Genomic DNA, 20,583 nt, shown 5'->3' with positions numbered 1-20,583 from the left:
GCCACCGCGACACCACCGGGATTGCGACTCGGTCCCGGCAGGCGACGTCGCGGGGTCTGCCCGATAGTGGTTTCAGATGACCGATAAGCCGCATAAAGGATACCGAACGCATGGAGCGCTACCCTCCCATCGCGGAACACGGACTCATCGGCGACCTCCAGACCGCCGCCCTGGTCTCCTCGGAAGGCGTCGTCAACTGGTTCGCCGCTCCCCGCTTCGACTCGCCGAGCGTCTTCGCCGCCCTGCTCGACCACGAGCGGGGCGGCTACTTCCGCCTCGGGGTCGACGGCGGGCACATCGCTCGCAAACAGCTCTATTACCCGGACAGCGCGGTCCTGGTCACCCGTTTCATGTCGCCCGACGGCGTCGGCGAGGTCGTCGATCTGATGCCGCCGCTCACCGGCCGCGCGCCGAGCGACCGGCACACACTGGTCCGCATCGTGCGCACCGTGCGCGGGACGGTCCGCTTCGACCTGGAGTGCCGGCCCCGCTTCGACTACGGGAGGGCCGCGCACCGGCTCGACGTACGGCCCGACGCCGCCGCCTTCCGAGCCCCCGGCGCCACCGCATACCTCCAGAGCACCTTCCCGCTGGAACGCGACGGCGACGACCTGTACGGCAGCGTCACCCTGAACGACGGCGAGAGCGCGGTCGCCGTGTTCACCTTCTGCGGCCCCGACGGCGCGGCACCACCCCCGCCCGACGCCGACGCCGTCATCGAACAACTGTGGGACACCACCGACTTCTGGCAGCGATGGGTGCGCGGGTCGAACTACCGCGGCCGCTGGCCCGGCATGGTCAACCGCTCCGCGATCACCCTCAAACTGCTCACCTACCGGCCCACCGGCGCCCCGGTCGCGGCGGCCACCATGGGTCTGCCCGAGCAGGTGGGCGGCGAGCGGAACTGGGACTACCGCTACACCTGGATCCGCGACGGCTCGCTGTCCATCCGGGCGCTGCTGGACCTCGGCTTCGTCGAGGAGGCCACCGACTTCGTGCACTGGCTCGGCGCGCGCCTGGGCGACTCGGTCGGCAGGGACGCCGAACCACTGCAGATCATGTACCGCATCGACGGCGAACGCCTGACCACCGAGGAGATCCTCGGCCACCTGGAGGGCTACCGCGGCTCCGCGCCGGTCCGGCTCGGCAACGCCGCCGCCGATCAACTCCAACTCGACATCTATGGCGAGGCGCTGTACGGCGTCTCCGAAGGCCGCGAGATCGCCCCACAGGCGGGCTACGTCGGCTGGAAGACCCTCTCCCGCGCGCTGGACTGGCTGGCCGACTGGTGGGACCGGCCGGACGAGGGCATCTGGGAGACCCGCGGCGGCCGCAAGGACTTCACCTACAGCCGGGTCATGTGCTGGGTCGCCTTCGACCGCGGCCTGCGCCTGGCCGACGCGTTCCGCCGGCCCGCGAACACCGAAGTGTGGACCAAGGCCCGCGACGCCATCTTCGAACAGGTCATGGAGCGCGGCTGGAGCGACACCGCCGGCGCGTTCGTCCAGCACTACGGCAGCGGCGACGTGCTGGACGCCTCCCTGCTGCTGATGCCGCGCGTCGGCTTCCTCGCGCCGCGCGACCCCGCGTGGCTGTCCACCCTCGACGCGATGGAGGGCACGCTGGTCTCCGACAGCCTGGTCTACCGCTACGACCCGACCGCGTCCCCGGACGGCCTGCGCGGCTCCGAGGGCACGTTCAGCCTCTGCACCTTCCTATACGTCGACGCACTGGCCCGCGCGGGCCGCCTGCGCAACGCCCGCTACACGTTCGAGAAGATGTTCACCTATGCCAACCCGGTGGGCCTGTTCGCCGAGGAGGTCGGCCCCAGCGGCGAACAACTGGGCAACTTCCCCCAGGCGTTCACCCACCTCTCGCTCATCACCGCCGCCTGCACCCTCGACGACGCGCTCGACCGCGAGCGCCTGGCCGGCGGGTCGGTGGAGCCGCGCGGGCCGCTGGGCCGCTGAACGGCCGAACCGCCGAACCGCCGAACCGGGGGCGCGCCACTCGCGCGGAGCGCACAGGCGCGACGCCGCGTGCCGTCGCCCGCTCTCACCCTTCGCGCCGCTCACCCGTTCGCGCCGCTCGCCCGTCCGGCCCGGCGCCGCCCCTCGGACGGCAGGACGGGGCTCGGTGGTGGAGCCCGGGCCGCGACGCCGATCGTTCCCACGCCCGTCGGGGTCCGACGTCCTGCGACGACACAATCACCCATCGATCCCCCTATATGGCATAAGTCATATTCATAGATCAATGCATTGCTCATCTATTCAAACCAGACATACCTTCCTCCGGGTCCGTGACAGGCCTCACACGTTCCCCACGGTCCCGGTACACCGGGTCCGCACCCCGTTTCGCATTGGTGAACGTCGCACGCCCGCACCACGAGGAGCTATTGCATGTCGTCCCACGTCCCCGGCCGGAAGACCGCGCCGCCCGACCCGATCGAGGCGGCGCCTTCCGGCGAGCAGGGCCTCAGCGGCGGTCTGAAGAACCGCCACCTGTCGATGATCGCGATCGGCGGGGTCATCGGCGCCGGCCTGTTCGTGGGCTCCGGCTCGGGCGTCAACAAGGTCGGCCCGGGCATCCTGATCTCCTACGCCCTCACCGGTCTGATGATCGTCTTCGTCATGCGCATGCTCGGCGAGATGTCGGCGGCCAACCCCACGAGCGGATCCTTCTCCTCGTACGCCGACCGCGCCTTCGGCCGCTGGGCGGGCTTCACGGTCGGCTGGCTGTACTGGTTCTTCTGGGTCGTCGTGCTCGCGGTGGAGGCCACCGCCGGCGGCGCGATCCTGCACGGCTGGGTGACCGCCGTACCGCAGTGGGCCTTCACCCTCGCGGTGATGGTGCTGCTGACCGCGACCAACCTGATCTCGGTGGGCTCGTACGGCGAGTTCGAGTTCTGGTTCGCGGGCATCAAGGTCGTCGCGATCGCGGCGTTCCTGGTGATCGGCGGCCTCGCGGTCTTCGGCGTGCTCCCCGACACCGACCCGGTCGGCCTGACCAACCTCACCGGGCACGGCGGCTTCCTGCCGAACGGCTGGGGCCAGATCCTCTCCGGCATGCTGCTCGTCGCCTTCTCCTTCATGGGCAGCGAGATCGTCACCCTCGCCGCGGGCGAGTCCAAGGACCCCCGCCGAGCGGTCACCCGCGCCACCAACAGCGTGATCTGGCGGATCGCGCTGTTCTACCTGGGCTCCATCCTGATCGTGGTCACGCTGATGCCCTGGGACTCCAGCGCCGTCGGAGACAGCTCGTACGTGGCGGTGCTCGACCACCTCGACATCCCGGCCGCCGGCCAGATCATGAACGTCATCGTGCTCACCGCGGTGCTCTCGTGCTTCAACTCCGGCCTGTACAGCGCGTCGCGGATGGCCTTCTCGCTGGCCAAGCGGGGCGACGGGCCGCAGGCCTTCGGCGCGGTCAGCCGCAGCGGCGTCCCCCGCAACGCCGTTCTGGCCTCGGTGGTCTTCGGCTTCGTCGCGGTGTTCTTCAACTACACCTCGCCGGAGACAGTCTTCGACTTCCTGCTGAACTCCTCCGGCGCCATCGCCCTGTTCATCTGGCTGTCGATCTGCCTCACCCAGTTGCGCATGCGCCGCATCCTGGAGCGCGAGGCGCCCGAAAAGCTGACCGTGAAGATGTGGCTCTTCCCGTACCTGACCTACGGCACCACGGCGTTCCTGCTCTTCGTGATCGGCTACATGCTGTACGACGACGTCGGTCGCAAGCAGATGCTGCTCTCGCTCCTGGCCGCCGCCGTCGTCCTGATCATGGCGTTCGTCCACCAGAGGCGCACCCGTCGAGCCCCGGACGACACCGCCGCCACCCCCGTCGCCCCCGGCGTCCCGGTGCCGGTCGGCGGAGCGACGAACAACCCCTGACGCCGACCCCCGACCGCGACGAGACGCGCGGGACGCCGGCCCCGCGGCTCCGCGAGGCACAGCGGCACGGGCCCTGTCCGAATACCCGGGCAGGGCCCTCGGCGCGCTCGGCGCCCAACCCCGGAACCCGGATTTCCCGGGCGGTCGTCCCGGTTGTCACATCCATATCCATTCGCTGGACGTGGTTACCTCGTCGAGGACGTCGGAGCGGGGCTCGACACCGAGGCCGGGGCCGGTGGGGACCTCGAGGTGTCCGTCGGACAGGACGAACGGCTTCGTGATGTCGGTGGCGAAGTACCGGCTGGAGCCGGAAGTGTCACCCGGGAGGGTGAAGCCGGGCAGCGCGGCCAGAGCCACGTTGGCGGCGCGGCCGATGCCGGTCTCCAGCATCCCGCCGCACCAGACGGGGATGCCATGGGCGCGGGCGAGGTCGTGGATGCGACGGGCTTCGAGATATCCGCCGACCCGGCCCGGCTTGATGTTGATCACGGAGCAGGCGCCGAGGGAGATGGCCGCCGCCGCGTGGGCGGCGGACTTGATGGATTCGTCCAGGCAGATCGGGGTGCGCAGCCGCTTGGCCAGTGCGGCGTGCTGGACCATGTCGTCGTTGGCCAGGGGCTGTTCGATCAGTTGCAGTCCGAAGTCGTCGAGCCCGCCGAGATGTTGGGCATCCGACAGCGTGTAGGCGGCGTTGGCGTCGACCTGCAGGAGCAGATCGTCACCGAAGCGTTCGCGCACGGCACGCACGGGGCCCAGGTCCCAGCGGGGCTCGATCTTCAGCTTGATCCGGACGTAGCCCTCGGCGATGTACCTCTCCACGGCGTCCAGGAGTTCGGGCACGGAGTCCATGATCCCGACCGAGACACCGCACGGGACCCGGTCCCGAGCGGCACCCAGGTAGGAGCCGAAGGACTGTTCGGCATCGCGGAGTTGGGCGTCCAGCACCGCTGTCTCCAGCGCGGACTTCGCCATCCGGTGGCCGGTGAAGGGCTCCAGGACTCGTCCCACCTCGTGCACGTCCAAGCCGTCCTTCGGCAAGGCGGGGATGAGGAACCTGCGCAGGACGTGCCGGGCGCTGTCGACGTACTCGGAGGAATAGCGCGGCTCGGACATGGCCCCGCACTCGGCCCAACCCTCGTGGTCGGTGGTGACGACCCGGACCAGCAGCACATCACGGCTGGTCTCCACGCCGAAGGAGGTACGGAAGGGGGCAACGAGCGGCATCGCGATCCGGCGCAGCTCGACGCCGGAAATCTTCGTCTTCATGACTGGTGGCTCCTCTGCGGGTGGTCACATGTGGGTTGTGCCGCGTTTGTGGGTCGTGGGTCGTTGGACCACGTAGCGGCGGCGTTCGTGGAAGCCGACGACACGGGCGCCTTCGGCGAGCAGGCCGCCCAGGGTTTCTCGTACGGCCAGTCGCCAGGCACGGGCAGCGCCGGGATCCGTGCGGCGCAGGGCTTCGATGTCGTCGGGGAGGTCGATGAGTACGGTCTCGGCGTCGGTCGCGGCGGTCTCCGGGCGGCCTTCGCGGTTGCGGACGCGGTGGGCGGCGCCGGCGGGCGGTTCGATCACCCGGGGCGGGGAGGGCGCGGTGAGATCCCAGGCGACCAGGACCCGGTCGGACTCGTCGCCGCCGTTGATGGTGTCGTGCATCGTGCCGTAGAAGGACGTCAGGTACTCTTCCGGCCGGGCGCCCAGTTTGGTCAGGTTGAAGTAGGCGTTGCGGCGGATGAGCGGGTCGTAGGTCCAGGTGATGCGCCTGAGTCGATGGGCAAGCGCCCACTGCCGCTGGTGCATCTTGAGGGCAAGGCCCACGCCGCGCCCGACCACGGCGCCGGTGATGTGCGAGTGCAGGCTGGTGCCTATGGGTTCGCCGAAGAAGGCGACCGACGCCCCCACCAGACGGCCGTCCTCGTATGCTCCGGCCACGTAGTTGCCGGCGTGGGAGAGCGCCCGCATGACCTCGGCGGAGATGGGTGAGGCGCCGGGTCGGGACCCCCAGATGTCGGCATAGAGGAGGCTGACGGCATCGAGGTCCTCCATCATGTGCAGTTCTCGGATTGTGGATCCGTTCATCGCGGTGCTCCGACTGGGTGGGCCAGGGGCCGGGCGCGGACCGGCATGGTGGCGGTGATGACAGGGTTCGTGGTCGGTGTGCGTGGCATCGCCGGCCGCGCCGAGGCCGGCGAGCGTGGAACACCCCACCCCGGCGGGATGGTTGCCGTCGGGGGTTGCCCGGACGCCGTCCGCCGCGGCGGACCGGGGCCGAGCCGTGCGGCCGAGTGGTATTCCGGACCCGACGCGGGCAGCGCTGCTCCCCGGGGGGTGACCGGGCACGCCGGGCGCGGTGGGAACCGATCGGGCGTCAGCCCATGTGCTCGCTCATCAGCCGCCGCACGTTCCCGCCCAGGACCTTCAGGATGTGCTCCTCGGGCATGCCTCGGCGCACCATCGCCGCGGTGACCAGGGGCATGTCGGCCGGGCCCTCCAGGTCGGGGAAGTCGAAGAGGGGGTCCTCGTCGTCGGCGTCCTCGCAGCAGGGCGGGGTGAGGTCCGCGATCACCTCGCGGAGGAAGTCCGCTCCGAGGCCGACGTGATCGATGCCGGCCACGGAGACGACGTGGTCGATGTGGTCGACGACCCGGTCGACGCTCACCTTCGCCGCGTCGTCGGTGAGGAAGCCCGGGACGAAGTTCACACACACCACTCCCCCGGTGCCGGCCACTCCACGGATCTGGTCGTCGGTGAGGTTGCGGTGGTGATCCCGCAGGGCGCGGGCGCAGGAATGGGTGGCGATCACCGGGCGGGTGGCCAACTCCAGGACATGGCCCACGCCACTGGATCCCAGATGGGAGATGTCGAACAGCATGCCCAGACGTTCCATTTCCCGCAGCGCCCGGACGCCGGAGGAAGTCAGCCGACTGCCGGTGGCCTCCTCCCGGCTGCCGTCGGCGAGCGGGGTGCGCCCCCAGTGGGCGATCGAAGCGATACGCACACCGAGCCGGAAGAGGGTGGAGAACAGTTCGACGGAGGCGTCGACGCCCGGTGCGCTCTCCAGGGCGAGAACGAGCGCGATCTTGTGGTCGGCGAGAGCCCTGTCGATGTCCGCGCCGCTCACGCACAGGGCAACGTGTTCGGCGTTGGCCTCGGCGAGGACACGACCGCACTCGATCATGCGCAGCGTTTGCCGCAATGCCCCCTCCGGTTGGAACTGTTCGTCGATGAACACCGGCAGGACCTGGATGTCGATCCCGCCCTCGCGCAACTGCGGCAGCCATCGGTCCCGGAAGAACCCGCCCCAGTGCTGCGGGGGGCGGGCGGCAACGGCCATGAGGAGGTCGTTGTGGGCATCGGCGACGACCGCGCGGTGGTGCAGGTCCAAGGACACGGCGGGTCCTTTCGCGTGGGAGGGAGCACGTGGCCGGAAGTGGAGCCGCGTGCGGAGGGATTCGGGTGTACTCGTGCCGACGTGCGCTTCCCATGAGGTGCCCGTGGCGCATGACGGCGGCGGCATCGCACGCCTCCCACACGACGTGGGGATGTGCGACGGGATCAGCGTGATCAGGAGTTTCGGTGCGCGGGTGATGGCGATGCGCCGACGCCGGCCGCCGCAGAGTTCGCCGAGGGAGCCGGCGCCGTGCCCGCACTCGGCGCCCGCGTGAAGCGGTCCCACCGTGGTCGACAGATCTCCAACGCCATGGTGTTCCGCAGGAAGTGGATACCGACCTGCCGACGAAGGAGCCGTCGATGGCGGTGAGGTCCAGAATTCCGGCCGAGCGGAGTCCGCGACTTTAGCCAGTCGTACAAAGCATCAGAGAAATCTCTGGTCGGATACCGCATGAACCCGGCCACTCCAGGGGCCACGCTGTCCGCATGCACAATCCAGCAAGGATGCGGCGGGCACCCCCGGCGGCCGTACCCAACGCAGCGGCGGTGGGCCGGCACTCCGGTCTCGTGGCCGAGCTCTTGTGAGCGGTGTGGTGGTCCGGCGCCCACCACACGTCCATCCGGGCCCGATCTCGCGGTCCGGCTGGATCAGAACTCCAACTCCTCGGCCTGTCGGCGCGGCGCCGATGCGTTGAGGACTTCCACAGCAGGGGCGTCCGCCCTTGTCGCCGACGAAGTGATGACGCCGCCACAGCGACACATACGTTCCGGCCGGCGCCGGTTGAGAGGGGTCCCTGTCAGATGACGGCACCATTGCACGAGCCGATCGCGGAAGCGGCCCCGAGCGCGGCCGGGGAAGCGACGACGGTCGGCGACACCAAGCCTGTACAAGGCCGTTCGCTGGGGCGGATCGCCTGGGAACGGCTCAAGCGCGACCGGTTGGCTCTGACGGGCGGCGCCGTCATCCTCGCGCTCGTCGTGATCGCGCTGTTCGCGCCCGTGATCTCGGACCTCGTCGGGCAGGATCCGAACGCCTACCACGAGGAGGAGATCGACGCGCTGTTCGGCACCCCCAAGGGGGCGCTGGGCGGCATCAGCGGCGAGCACCTGTTGGGTGTCGAGCCGGTCAACGGCCGGGACATCTTCGCCCGGATCCTCCATGGTGCCCGGATCTCGCTGCTCGTCGGCTTCCTGTCGGCCCTGGTGGCGGTCGTGCTGGGGACGATCCTCGGCATTCTGGCGGGCTTCTTCGGCGGTTGGGTGGACGCCGCCATCAGCCGCGTCATGGACGGTCTGCTCGCCTTTCCGCAATTGCTGTTCATCATCGCGCTGGTCTCGGTCATGCCGAGTGACATGCTGGGCATGACCGGTTCCAGCGTCCGCGTCTTCGTGATGATCCTGGTCATCGGCTTCTTCGGCTGGCCCTACATCGGGCGCGTGGTGCGCGGCCAGACGCTTTCGCTGCGCGAACGTGAATACGTCGAAGCCGCCCGCTCGTTGGGCGCCGGGCGCTTCTACATCCTGTACAAGGAACTGCTGCCCAACCTCGTCGCCCCGATCGTCGTGTACACGACGATGATGATTCCCACGAACATCCTGACCGAGGCCGCGCTCAGCTTCCTGGGCGTGGGCGTCAAGCCGCCCACCGCCTCGTGGGGACAGATGCTCTCGAACGCGATCGACTACTACGACTCGGATCCGATGTACATGATCGTTCCGGGCGTGGCCATCTTCATCACCGTCCTTGCCTTCAACCTCTTCGGCGACGGCGTGCGCGACGCGCTCGACCCCAAGGGCTCCCGCTGAACCGCCCAATCCGAGGCGACCCGCGGCACTTCACACGGGGTTTCTCATCAAATCCGGAGGATCCGAGATCGTGACTACCCAACGCACCTCAGGGCGGCGCAAGCAGGCACTGGCCGCTGCGGCCGTGGTCGCAGGACTGCTGACCACCGCGGCGTGCGGCGGCGGCAGCGGCGACAAAACGAGCGCGGCCGGCTACGACGCCGCCAACAACAAGGTCCTGAACGCCGGTTCCACCAAGGGCGGCACCCTGAAGTTCGCCGCCGCCCAGGACGGCGACTCGTGGGACACCACGCGCAGCTACTACGGCTTCGCCTGGAACTTCATGCGGTACTACAGCCGCCAGTTGGTCACTTACAAGACCGAGCCGGGCAAGGCGGGCGCGGCGCTGCAACCCGACCTCGCCACCGACATGGGCAAGGTCTCCGCCGACGGCAGGACCTACACGTTCGGCCTGCGCGACGGGATCACCTGGGAGGACGGCAAACCGATCACCTCCCAGGACGTCAAGTACGGCATCGAGCGCCAGTGGGCGCAGGACGTGCTGTCGGGCGGCCCGGTCTACCTCAAGGACATCCTCGATCCCGACGGCGAGTACCACGGCCCCTACCAGGACGAGTCCGCCGACAAGCTGGGCCTGAAGGCGATCGAGACACCCGACGACAAGACGATCGTCTTCCGTCTGCCGCAGGCCAACAGCGACTTCCCCCAGATGCTCGCGATGCCGTCGGCCTCCCCGGTACGCCGGGACAAGGACACCAGGTCCAAGTACGGCCTGAGTCCGTTCTCCAGCGGTCCCTACCGGTTCGACTCGTACGATCCGGGCAAGGGCCTGGAACTGGTCCGCAACACGCAGTGGAAGCAAGCCTCGGACCCGGTCCGCAAGGCCTATCCGGACACCATCAGCGTCAAGTTCTTCTCCAACGCGAATGACCTGGACCAGCGACTGATCGCCGGCGACTACGACTTGGACCTCAACCAGTCCGGCCTGTCGCCGCAGGGCCGCCAGACCGCGCTGAAGCAGCACAAGGGCAACCTGGACAATCCGATCTCCGGCTACGTCCGCTACGCGGCCTTCCCGAAGAACGTGAAGCCCTTCGACAACGAACACTGCCGCAAGGCGGTCATCCACGGCGCCGACCACCTGTCCCTGCAGACCGCGCGCGGTGGCCCCGTCGCGGGCGGGGACATCGGAACCAACATGCTGCCGGCGTCGGTTCCGGGTACCGAGGGCCAGACGTACGACCCGTTCGGGACAGCCGGCGCCGACAAGAGCGGAAACATCGCCAAGGCCAAGGAGGAACTGGCCGCCTGCGGCAAGCCGAACGGCTTCGGCACCACCATCGCCGTCCGCAACAACAGACCGGTCGAGGTGGCCACCGCCCAGTCCCTGCAGGCGTCGTTGAAGAGGATCGGCATCGACGCGCAGATCGACCAGTACGACGGCTCGCAGACCTCCGGCATCGTCGGCAGCCCCACCAACGTGGAGAAGAACGGCTACGGGATCATCATCGACGGCTGGGCCGCGGACTTCCCGTCCGTCCAGGGCTTCGGTCGGCCGCTGTGGGACAGCAAGTACATCCTGCAGAGCGGCAACGTCAACTACGCCCTGATCGAGGACAAGGCGATCGACGACCTCTTCGACGCCTATGCCAATGAGCCCGACGAGGCCGCCAAGGTCCGGATCGCCAAAGAGATCAACCACAAGGTCATGGAGGGCGCGTACTACCTGCCCTTCACCCACGAGAAGTATCTGAACTGGCGCTCCGGCCGGCTCACCAACGTCTACATGACCGACGCGTACAACGGCTACGACTTCGTCAGCCTCGGCCTGAAGCCCTCGAAGTGAACTCCGGTACACCCGCCGAACGGCACGAAAGGCAGGTGAAGGCCGGCGCGGCGTGACCGCGGGCCGCCGGAAGCCCCGGCGGCCCGCGATCCGCGGCAGGCCGTTAGCTGTGCTCACTTACCTCATCAGGCGGCTGTTCGCCGCCGCAGTGATGCTGGTGGTCATCATCATGGTGGTCTTCGGCATCTTCTTCCTCGTCCCCAAATGGGTGGGCGTCGACATCGCCGCGAGCTTCGTGGGCAAGCAGGCCGACCCCGCAGCCGTCGAGGCCGTGCGGGAGAAGCTCGGTCTGAGCGACCCCATCCACCTCCAGGCATGGGAGTTCTTCAAGGGCATCCTCACGGGCCGCACCTACGCGACCGGCGGCGATGTCGTGCACTGCTCAGCGCCGTGCTTCGGCTACTCGTTCAAGAGCGAACAGGCCGTCTGGCCGGTGTTGACCGACCGCTTCCCGGTGACCCTGGGGCTCGCGCTGGGCGCCGCCGTGCTGTGGCTGGCCTTCGGTGTCGCGGCCGGGGTGCTCTCCGCGCTCAAGCGCGGCACCCTGTGGGACCGCGGCGCGATGGTCGTCGCCCTCGCGGGCGTGTCCCTCCCCATCTACTTCACCGGCATGCTCTCCCTGGCGACCTTCGCGTTCGGGCTGAAGTGGTTCGACGCGCAGTACGTACCGCTCGCGGAGAGCCCGGGCGACTGGTTCGGCGGCATGATCCTGCCGTGGATCACCCTCGCCTTCCTGTATGCGGCGATGTACGCGCGCATCACCCGCGCCACGATGATGGAGGTGCTGGGCGAGGACTACATCCGTACCGCGCGCGCCAAGGGCCTGCGGGAGCGGACCGTCATCGGAAAGCACGCCATGCGCTCCACGATGACGCCGATCCTCACCATGCTGGGCATGGACCTCGGCGCCCTCATCGGCGGCGCGATCCTCACCGAGTCGACGTTCAATCTGCCCGGCCTGGGCCAGGCCGTGCTGAACGCCATCAGGAACCAGGACCTGCCCGTCATTCTGGGCGTCGTCCTGATCACCTCCCTCTCGGTGCTCCTGGCCAACCTCGTGGTGGACGTCCTGTACGCCGTGATCGACCCCAGAGTGAGGCTCACATGACCGAAATCGGCGAGCGGCTCCACCGGAGCAGGGTCGCGGGCGGGCCCGCCGCCGCCTCGCCCGCCCCGAGTGCGTTCCTGGAAGTGCGTGACCTGAAGGTGCACTTCCCCACCGACGACGGCCTGGTCAAGTCCGTCGACGGGCTGAGCTTCCGCCTGGAGCGGGGCAGAACCCTCGGTATCGTCGGCGAGTCGGGCTCCGGCAAGTCGGTGACCTCGCTCGGCATCATGGGCCTGCACACCACCGGCCGGTACGGCAGGCGCAAGGCGCGGATCTCCGGCGAGATCTGGCTGGACGGCACCGAGTTGTTGTCGGCCGGACCCGACCACGTGCGCAGGCTGCGGGGCCGCGAGATGGCGATGATCTTCCAGGATCCGCTGTCCGCGCTGCACCCGTACTACACGATCGGCCAACAGATCGTCGAGGCGTACCGGATCCACCACGACGTCGACAAGAAGACCGCCCGCAGGCGGGCGGTCGAAATGCTCGACCGGGTGGGCATCCCGCAGCCGGACAAGCGGGTGGACAACTATCCGCACGAGTTCTCCGGCGGCATGCGCCAGCGCGCGATGATCGCGATGTCCCTGGTGAACAACCCCGAACTGCTCATCGCGGACGAGCCCACCACCGCCCTCGACGTCACCGTCCAGGCGCAGATCCTCGACCTCATCCGGGACCTGCAGAAGGAGTTCGGCTCCGCGGTCATCGTCATCACCCACGATCTGGGCGTCGTCGCCGAACTCGCCGACGACATCCTGGTGATGTACGGCGGCCGCTGCGTCGAGCGAGGCCCGGCGGAGCAGGTGTTCCACGAGCCCCGGCACCCCTACACCTGGGGCCTGCTCGGCTCGATGCCGCGCCTGGACCGCGAGCAGCAGGCGCGGCTGATCCCGGTCAAGGGCTCCCCGCCGTCCCTGATCAACCTCCCGTCCGGCTGCGCATTCAACCCGCGTTGCCCGTACGCGGACGTGCCGAAGGGGGACGTCACCCGCACGGTCCGCCCCGAGTTGACCGAGGTCGGCAACAGGCACTGGGCCGCCTGCCACATGACACCGGAGCAGCGGGAGCGGATCTGGATCGAAGAGATTGCGCCGAGGTTGTGAGCGAGAACGCGGAGGAGAGCGCAGTGAGCATCCCTGCACATGGCGACGGCGGGCAGGCCGGTGATCTCGGCCCGGCCGTGACCGGCGGCGCGGCCACCCTCGTCCAGGACGCCGCGCCCGGCGAGATCCTGCTGAGGGTGACCGGGCTGCGGAAGCACTTCCCGATCCGCAAGGGCCTCTTCCAGCGCCGGGTCGGCGCGGTGCGCGCGGTCGACGGCATCGACTTCGAGGTGCGCTCGGGCGAGACCCTCGGCGTCGTGGGCGAGTCGGGCTGCGGCAAGTCGACGATGGGCCGGCTGATCACCCGGCTGCTGGAACCGACCGCGGGGACGATCGAGTTCGAGGGCAGGGACATCACCCACCTCGGTGTGGGTGGCATGCGCCCGATGCGCCGCGACGTGCAGATGATCTTCCAGGACCCGTACTCGTCGCTGAATCCGCGGCACACCACCGGGACGATCATCGGCGCCCCCTTCCGGCTCCAGGGCGTCGAACCCGAGGGCGGCATCAAGAAGGAGGTACAGCGACTGCTGTCGGTGGTCGGCCTCAGCCCCGAGCACTACAACCGCTACCCGAACGAGTTCTCCGGCGGGCAGCGGCAGCGCATCGGTATCGCCCGCGCACTCGCCCTCCGGCCGAAGCTGGTGGTGGCGGACGAGCCGGTGTCCGCGTTGGACGTCTCGATCCAGGCCCAGGTCGTCAACCTCATGGACGACCTGCAACGGGAACTGGGCCTGACCTACGTGATCATCGCGCACGATCTGTCCGTCGTCCGGCACGTCTCGGACCGGATCGCGGTGATGTACCTCGGCAAGATCGTCGAACTCGCGGACCGGGACCTGCTCTACAAGGCGCCGATGCACCCGTACACCAAGGCGCTCATGTCGGCCGTCCCGATCCCGGACCCGCGGCGCAGACACGCCGCGAGCGAGCGCCTCCTGCTCGAGGGCGACATGCCCTCGCCGATCGCCCCACCCGGTGGCTGCCGCTTTCACACCCGGTGCTGGAAGGCGACGCGGATCTGTACGACCGGCGAGCCGCCTCTCCAGGAGCTGCGGCCCGGTCAGCGGGTGGCCTGCCACCACCCGGAGAACTTCGCCGACCAGGCCCCGCAGGACACCGTCCTGCTGTCGGCCGCGCAGCGGACCACGAAGCCGGCCGCACCCGGCGGGCACGGTGCCGCGGGTACGGCCGGAAGGTGAGGACCGGCCGGTTCCCGTGCGATGGCACGGGAACCGGCCGGTCGTCGGTCCGGGCGGCTCGTCCGAATTCGAGCCGCCCGGATTCGATGGTCACCGTCAGTGGAGTCAGCGGAGGTCGCGCATGAGCTTGCCCATGATGGAGTCCACCTTGTCCGAGTCGAACTTCTCCGAGCCGATCAGCAGGGTCACCGCCCGTCGGCCGTCGTCGGTGACGGCGTTCCTGAACTTGTGGCCGCTGGCCACGCTGCCGCTGTGTCCCCAGACGACCAGACCCGGAGCGGGCTCGTGGCGCTCGATTCCCAGGCCGTAGCGCTCGCCCGGGAAGTCGTCGGGAACGGTCTTCTTCATTTCGGCCAGTTGGGCCGGAGCCAGCAGTTTCCCGCTCAACAGGGCGGTCCAGAAGGCGGTGGTGTCCGCACCGTCGGAGATCAGCGCGCCCGACGCGTCGGCCTCCGAGGTGTTCCATTCCGTCAGGTCCACCAGAGTGGATCCGCGCTCCCCGTAGCCACGCAGGTCCGGCTTGGGGATCGTGGTGCGATCGCCGGGCCATGAGGTCTCGCACAGACCGAGACGCTTGATGATGCGTTCCTTGATCTCGGTGCCGATGCCGCGGCCGGTGACCTTGGTGACGATCAGGCCGACCAGGTTGTAGTTGGTGTTGGAGTAGGCGAAGCCGTCCGCCGTCCGGTCGGGCCTGGGCAGACCGAGCGCCTGCCGGACCGTCTGCAAGGGCTCGATGTGATCCCAGCGGTGCTCGTCCTCGTCCTCCCAGAACGGCGCGTCCAGGTAATCGGGCAGGCCACTGGTGTGCTGCAGAAGCTGCCGGATCGTGATGGTGCGCCCGTCGTAGAGCTTGGTGCGGATCAGGCCGGGCAGATAGTCGTCCACGGTGTCGTCGAGACCGATCCTGCCCTCGCCGACGAGCTGAAGCACGACCGTGGCCGTCCAGGTCTTGGTGTTGCTGCCGATCCGGCTGTGCTCGTTGCCGACGGCCTTGCGGCCCGTTCTGAGGTCGGCGAGTCCGACACCGCCGTTCCGGACGCCGCAGTTCGGACTCTTCACCGTCACGCTGATGCCCGAGGCGCCGATACCCTCCAGTGACTTCAGAGCCGTCTGGATGGGCTTGCTGTCACACTGCGCCTTCGCGCTTGCCTGCGTAGGCACCGTCACCAGAGAGGCCGCGCACGCCAAGGCCACGACGGCACTCGTCCTGTATCGCATACTTTCTCCTTCTGCAGTACTGATCCGTGGGGCGGAATCGATGGCGCCCGGTGCCGGGACAGACGGCCGCCGTACGAGGGACGGCGGGGGCGGTCGCGGTGGGTTGCGCTGCACGGGGCGGTGGGGGGTACGGTCGCCGGGGGTGGCCGCCGCACGTTTGCTGGATTGTGCATGCGGACAGCGTGGCGTCTGGACCGGCCGGGTACATGCGGTACCCGTCCAGAGATTCCCGGAATGTTTTGTGCGACTGGCTAAAGAGGTGAGGATGCTCGGTACCGGGGTTCCCGATCTCGGACAAGTCCTGGAAGTGTTGGGCTCGTCGCTGCTGCGGCCGTTGACCGTACCGCCGGAAAGCCTGGTACCGGTCTCGGGCGTCCTCATCTTCGAACGGCGAGCCCCGCTTCCACTTCCCCCGGTCCGGGACGCGATCCTGCTCGCCGTCGGAGTGGGGATGGTCGAAGCGCAGGCGATGGAGTTGGTCGCCTCGGCGGCCGAGGCCGGGTACGCCTGTCTGGTGGTGAAGAGTTTCGGCGAGCCGGTCACCCAACTCGTGGAAGCCGCCCGGCAGTCCGGCATCGTGCTGCTTGCCGCGGACGAGGCCGTGGCATGGCACCATTTGGATGCCATGATCTCCTCGGCTCTCACCCCGACGGTGCGCTTCGGGCAGGCCGCGGGTGCCCCGGCCGTCGGCGATCTGTTCGCGCTGGCCAACGCGATCGCGGGGATGGTGGGCGGAGCCACCGTGATCGAGGATCCGCACCGGCGCATCCTCGCCTACTCGACGTTGCCCGGCCAGGCCGTCGACGAGGGCCGTCGCCAGGGCATCCTCGGCCTCCAGGTGCCGGAGGGCCCGGAGTACGACGAGCAGTACCGGGTGCTCACCAAGGTCGAGCGCACCTGTCGGTTCGCCGCCGTCGCCGGGGGTCTTCCTCGTCTCGGTGTCGCGGTCCGCGTGGGAAACGAGGTGTTGGGTTCGATCTGGGTCGTCAATGCCGGGGAACAGTTGGACTCCGTTGCCGAACAGGCCCTTTCCGATGTGGCGGACAACGTCGCGCTGCACCTGCTCGCGGCCCGGACCACGGAATCCGCCGTCCGGCGCAGGTACGCCGACCTGTTGCGACGGCTGCTCGCCGACCCGAGCAGCGTCACCGCGGTGGCGCCACAGCTCGGCCTGGACCCGAACCTGCCCGTCGCGGTGGCCGCATTCGCCGTCGCCTCGGTCGATGCCGAGGATGTACTCACGGCACACGCGGCCACCCGGCTCGCCGACTTGGTGAGCCTGCACTGCGAGGCGCGCTACGGCAGGCACGGCTGCGCGTTGATCGACGCGACGGTCTATGCGCTGCTGCCGGGCGGGCCTTCGCCGGACGCGCACCGGGAACTCGTCGCCTATATCGCGCGGCGGGCCCACAGCGCGCTCCGCGTGCCCGTTCGGGCCGGTCTCGGCTCGATCGTCGAGGGGCTGCGCTCGATCGTGAGCTCACGCGCCGACGCGGATCTCGTCCTGCGTGCGCTCTCCGAGCGGCCGGGTGATCCGGAGCCGTGCCAGGTGGCCACGATCGACGAGGTGTGGGCGGGCGCGACGCTGTCCGCACTGGCCCAGATGCTGGCCACGCACGAGGTGCTCCCCCGCGGACTGGGGCCGGCGGTCCGCGCCCACGACGTCGAGCACGGCACCACCTATGCGCCCACGATCCTCGCCTACCTGGACGCCAACGGCGATGTCGCCGCCGCCTCCCATCGGCTGTCCGTGCACCCGAACACGATCCGCTACCGCCTTTCCCGCGCCGGCGAAATCTTCGGTTTCGATCTCGCCGACCCGGACGAACGCCTGGTGTTGTGGCTGCGGTTGCGCCTCGGCGACCAACTCGGCTGGTGAACGGTCGCCATCACCGGGCCTGCTTCACGACCGGGTCGCGGGGGCGACCCGGTCGCCGGACACGCGGTGGTGGCGGTGCCGGGGTCGGGTATCGCGTTCGTTTCGATTCCCTCTCATCCGAAAGGCGCGAGGGCACCCGCACTTTCTGGATAGTGGCGTTTTTCGGCCACGGAGAACATCCTTTTCGAGCCGTCGTGATCAAGGTACGGCCGGAAAGAGGTCCCATGAAGCACAAGCGCAAGCTCGTCGTCGGCCTGGGTGCGATCACCATGAGCCCGGGCATGATCGCGGGCGCCGGATCGGCGAACGCGGGGACGAACAACACCGATTACGTGTATACGGGCAGCACCGCCACCGGCAAGGTGTGGTTCGATCACGACGGCGACTGGTTCTACGCCCAGGACCTGGCCACGGACAGCCACGGCGTGGCCGTCCAGTACCGGATCAACGACTCCTACGCCTATCCGCTGCTGGTCAACAACGGCGGCAAAGGCAGCGTCAAGGCCTTCAACAAGGATTTCCCCGAAGGTGCCACGGTCTGGTTCCGAGCCTGCCTGACCGAGGACAACGTCGCCTGGGACTGTGACTCCATGGCTTGGTCAGGCCAAGGCCTGATCCGACCCGACGTACAGATTCGGCCGAAACGGCTCGCCGGAAGACCCACTCCCAGCGGGCCGTTTCGCTGCGCCCACGCGACGAGCGACGATGACTTTTCTCGTCCGCCGTCCGCGGAATGTCCAATTCTCGCTCGCAGTCCTGCACGAGACTGCGACGTCGGCGGTGCCGGCCACGCCAAATACGGCCCTGGCGCACCATTTCCCGCTGCCGTCGGGGAACTTGCTCACCACCGCCCGGCACAGCGCCTCTCCTTCCGCCGCGCTCCGGCAACCTCGACAGTGCGCCAGACCCGCGGTGGCCTCGTTGGCCTGCCTGCCCCAGGGCGAGGAACCCTCATGACCTTCACCCCCGCCCTCGAGTTCGCCTTCGAGATCCGCGCCCACGTCGCCGAGACGCTGCACATCGGCAATGGCGACGGCGAGAGAACCGAGTTCACCCCGATCGTCGGCGGCACGGTCGCCGGCCCCTGGTTCACCGGCACCGTGCTGGCCGGCGGCGGCGACTGGAGCAACACGCGCGGCGAAGTCTGCGAACTGGAGGCGCGCTACCTGATCCGCGCGGACGACGGCGCGGTCGTCGACATCGTCAACCGCGGCTACTACCACCCCGCACCGGAGAGCCCCGACCAGTACGACGGCGACCTCCGGGTCACCGAGAAGGGCCACTACTACCGCACCTCGCCGATCTTCCGCACCGACGCCCCGGCCCACCGCCGCCTCACCGAGACCGTGTTCGTCGGCCTGGCCCGCCCGGACGGGGACGACGTGGTGGTGATCAGGATGTACGCGGTGGGCTAGACCCTGCCCGAGGTGGCGTCCGCGACCCGCTACGGCTCACCGGCCTCGCGTGCTGCGGGGCCTGGCGTTCGACGCGCGCGGTCCGGCACGGCCGCACGGGCCTCACGCGGCCCGGAGGACGCGTGGGACGGGTGGCCTGCCCGATGTGGGCCGGCTACCCGGGTCGGCTCGGGACCCGATCCGTTTCGTCGTGCTCGCATACGACCGCGAGCGGGCGTTCGCCGCCCCGAAGACACACCTGCTCGCCGGCGTCTCCACAATGTCGCCGTGCCCCTCCCCATGCCCCGAGCCGGCGGCACTCGCGGCCCCCGAGGCACTCCGGTCGCGGCGGCGCGCACGGTGACGGGCGCGTCCGAGCCGCGTACGGTCGGCGGAACCCGGCAGGACACCGCGATGCCGAACACCTCGCAGACCGTCCGACCCGGCCCCACGCATCGCGAATCCTCACGTGCCGGCCCGCTCGTCCCGAGCCGTACCCGTCACGCCGCGAATCGACGCGGATTCCTCAACAACACATGCGGGTGCGGGAGACCGAGCACACGGTGCCGCAGGTCTGGGCGGCGACGTCGATCTCGGTCAGTCCTCGCTCGGTCGCCGACCCTCCGACATAGAGGGAACCGGCCGGGTTCTCCATACCTCGGGGTGATCCGGCGCCCGCGCGCCAGGCGGCGACGATCTCGTCGACGGGGATGCTGTGCGATGTCGTACGCATGGCGACACCTCTCGTCTTCCCTGGATGCCCGGACCTCTCGATGCAAAGACCCGGTGGTGCTCGGACGGCTCTCGGCCGCCCCGGTCCGGAGCGCAAGGTGCGGAACCCACACCGTATCGCCGCGGCACAGCGGAAAACACCCCCGGAGAACGTGCGTTGCGTCAGCGTGCGCCACACCGTCCCCCTCAGCCCGGCCGATACCTCGGCGACCGCCGGCACCGGACCGGATCGCGCCCCCACGCGTCCTGGGCGGAGGTTATCGACGTTGCGCGAGCCGGCGGGCCAACCCACTGCGACTGAGCGGTTGTCGATACGGGTACACGCCCTTGTCCTGTCACCGAGGCGCGTCCGGCACCGACGCGTTCCGGCCCGGTTTCCACATGTAGGGAGAGTGCCGTGACATTCGCATCCGAACCTCGACCACCCACACCGCCACCGACGCCGACGCATCACGAACCCACCACACCCACCGCGCAATTCGAGACCTGGGGACCCCCGCCCGGGCCGCCCGTCCTCCCTCCACGACACGCCTCACGCACGGCCCGCAGGGATCCGACCCCCTCCCGATCCACCTCCCCCTCACCCCTGACACGTCCCGCCCCCGCGCGCCCGACAGCGACCACGCCGGCGCCCGCGACGACGGGAACGTCCGGCAATCCGTTCGAAGAACCGTCCGTGGACGGCACGCATGAGCCCCCGGACGACGCGTCGCAGACGTTGCTGCGACTGACGGCGACACACCGGCCGATCCCCGACCTCGCTCGCATGATCGCGATCCTGCGAGACTGCCCCGGATCCGCCGCCGACGACGTCCTGCGCGAGGCGGCCATGACACGACCCGTCAGCGACCTCGTACAACTGGCGGAACTCCTGCGCGACCCCGCCCACTCCGCACAAAGCAAGCACCCCACCGCCCAACCCGACCCACCCCACCCGCGATAGGCCGGCGCGGCGGGCGCCGGTGGCCGGGACTGAGCGATTGCGCAAGCGGGTACACGCCCTCGTCCGGCGACCGGG

General features: G+C 69.2%; 15 protein-coding genes. 10 read left to right on the top strand and 5 right to left on the bottom strand.

The features are described from left to right. Positions 1-110: 110 nt before the first annotated feature. Both ACZ4FV_RS35825 and ACZ4FV_RS35820 read left to right on the top strand, forming a co-directional pair. Positions 111-1,970, top strand: a complete 1,860-nt coding sequence (locus tag ACZ4FV_RS35825) for a glycoside hydrolase family 15 protein (RefSeq protein ID WP_395860049.1) — start codon at positions 111-113, stop codon at positions 1,968-1,970. A gap of 429 nt (positions 1,971-2,399) precedes the next feature. Beyond that, positions 2,400-3,887, top strand: a complete 1,488-nt coding sequence (locus ACZ4FV_RS35820; protein WP_395860051.1) for an amino acid permease — start codon at positions 2,400-2,402, stop codon at positions 3,885-3,887. A 156-nt stretch (positions 3,888-4,043) separates the two neighbouring features. Here ACZ4FV_RS35820 and menC read toward each other — a convergent pair whose 3' ends face one another. The 3 genes from menC to ACZ4FV_RS35805 all read right to left on the bottom strand — a co-directional run bounded on the left by menC (position 4,044) and on the right by ACZ4FV_RS35805 (position 7,275). Continuing rightward, entirely contained in the window at positions 4,044-5,153 is a 1,110-nt protein-coding gene (gene menC, locus ACZ4FV_RS35815) for an o-succinylbenzoate synthase (protein ID WP_465324571.1), read from the bottom strand. 24 nt (positions 5,154-5,177) lie between these two features. Continuing rightward, positions 5,178-5,963, bottom strand: a complete 786-nt coding sequence (locus ACZ4FV_RS35810; protein ID WP_465324569.1) for a GNAT family N-acetyltransferase — start codon at positions 5,961-5,963, stop codon at positions 5,178-5,180. A 289-nt stretch (positions 5,964-6,252) separates the two neighbouring features. After that, entirely contained in the window at positions 6,253-7,275 is a 1,023-nt protein-coding gene (locus tag ACZ4FV_RS35805; RefSeq protein ID WP_402239581.1) for a dipeptidase, read from the bottom strand. A gap of 800 nt (positions 7,276-8,075) precedes the next feature. Here ACZ4FV_RS35805 and ACZ4FV_RS35800 point away from each other — a divergent pair. The 5 genes from ACZ4FV_RS35800 to ACZ4FV_RS35780 all read left to right on the top strand — a co-directional run bounded on the left by ACZ4FV_RS35800 (position 8,076) and on the right by ACZ4FV_RS35780 (position 14,339). Further along, on the top strand, positions 8,076-9,080 hold the full coding sequence (locus ACZ4FV_RS35800; RefSeq protein WP_395860059.1) for an ABC transporter permease: 1,005 nt from the start codon (positions 8,076-8,078) through the stop codon (positions 9,078-9,080). A 70-nt stretch (positions 9,081-9,150) separates the two neighbouring features. After that, positions 9,151-10,926: an ABC transporter substrate-binding protein gene (locus tag ACZ4FV_RS35795; protein ID WP_402239578.1), complete on the top strand. Its 1,776-nt coding sequence runs from the start codon at positions 9,151-9,153 to the stop codon at positions 10,924-10,926. 109 nt (positions 10,927-11,035) lie between these two features. After that, positions 11,036-12,034, top strand: coding sequence for an ABC transporter permease (locus tag ACZ4FV_RS35790; RefSeq protein WP_402239576.1), 999 nt, complete (start codon positions 11,036-11,038; stop codon positions 12,032-12,034). Continuing rightward, entirely contained in the window at positions 12,031-13,137 is a 1,107-nt protein-coding gene (locus tag ACZ4FV_RS35785) for an ABC transporter ATP-binding protein (RefSeq protein WP_395860065.1), read from the top strand. Before ACZ4FV_RS35790 ends, ACZ4FV_RS35785 begins: the two co-directional genes overlap by 4 nt. Continuing rightward, positions 13,134-14,339 (top strand): ABC transporter ATP-binding protein, encoded by a 1,206-nt coding sequence (locus ACZ4FV_RS35780; RefSeq protein ID WP_402239572.1) that lies wholly within the window; start codon positions 13,134-13,136, stop codon positions 14,337-14,339. The genes ACZ4FV_RS35785 and ACZ4FV_RS35780 overlap by 4 nt, the downstream gene beginning before the upstream one ends. Before the next feature lie 105 nt (positions 14,340-14,444). Here ACZ4FV_RS35780 and ACZ4FV_RS35775 read toward each other — a convergent pair whose 3' ends face one another. Continuing rightward, positions 14,445-15,560: a serine hydrolase domain-containing protein gene (locus ACZ4FV_RS35775; protein ID WP_402239570.1), complete on the bottom strand. Its 1,116-nt coding sequence runs from the start codon at positions 15,558-15,560 to the stop codon at positions 14,445-14,447. 265 nt (positions 15,561-15,825) lie between these two features. Between ACZ4FV_RS35775 and ACZ4FV_RS35770 the strand changes: the two genes are divergently transcribed. Both ACZ4FV_RS35770 and ACZ4FV_RS35765 read left to right on the top strand, forming a co-directional pair. Further along, entirely contained in the window at positions 15,826-17,439 is a 1,614-nt protein-coding gene (locus tag ACZ4FV_RS35770) for a PucR family transcriptional regulator (RefSeq protein WP_465324563.1), read from the top strand. Between the two features lie 224 nt (positions 17,440-17,663). Then, on the top strand, positions 17,664-18,854 hold the full coding sequence (locus ACZ4FV_RS35765) for a DUF3237 domain-containing protein (protein ID WP_402239566.1): 1,191 nt from the start codon (positions 17,664-17,666) through the stop codon (positions 18,852-18,854). Positions 18,855-19,359: 505 nt separating this feature from the next. On the opposite strand, the gene ACZ4FV_RS35760 is transcribed toward ACZ4FV_RS35765, so the two are convergent. Then, positions 19,360-19,566, bottom strand: coding sequence for a DUF6229 family protein (locus ACZ4FV_RS35760; protein ID WP_395860077.1), 207 nt, complete (start codon positions 19,564-19,566; stop codon positions 19,360-19,362). Between the two features lie 675 nt (positions 19,567-20,241). Between ACZ4FV_RS35760 and ACZ4FV_RS35755 the strand changes: the two genes are divergently transcribed. Next, complete coding sequence (locus ACZ4FV_RS35755; RefSeq protein WP_395860078.1) at positions 20,242-20,508, top strand: hypothetical protein; 267 nt, start codon at positions 20,242-20,244, stop codon at positions 20,506-20,508. Positions 20,509-20,583 lie beyond the last annotated feature (75 nt).

The organism is Embleya sp. NPDC025285 (genome assembly GCF_055558835.1).
Note: the sequence above shows the minus strand (reverse complement) of the source record. Positions and strands in the feature narration are given on the sequence as shown.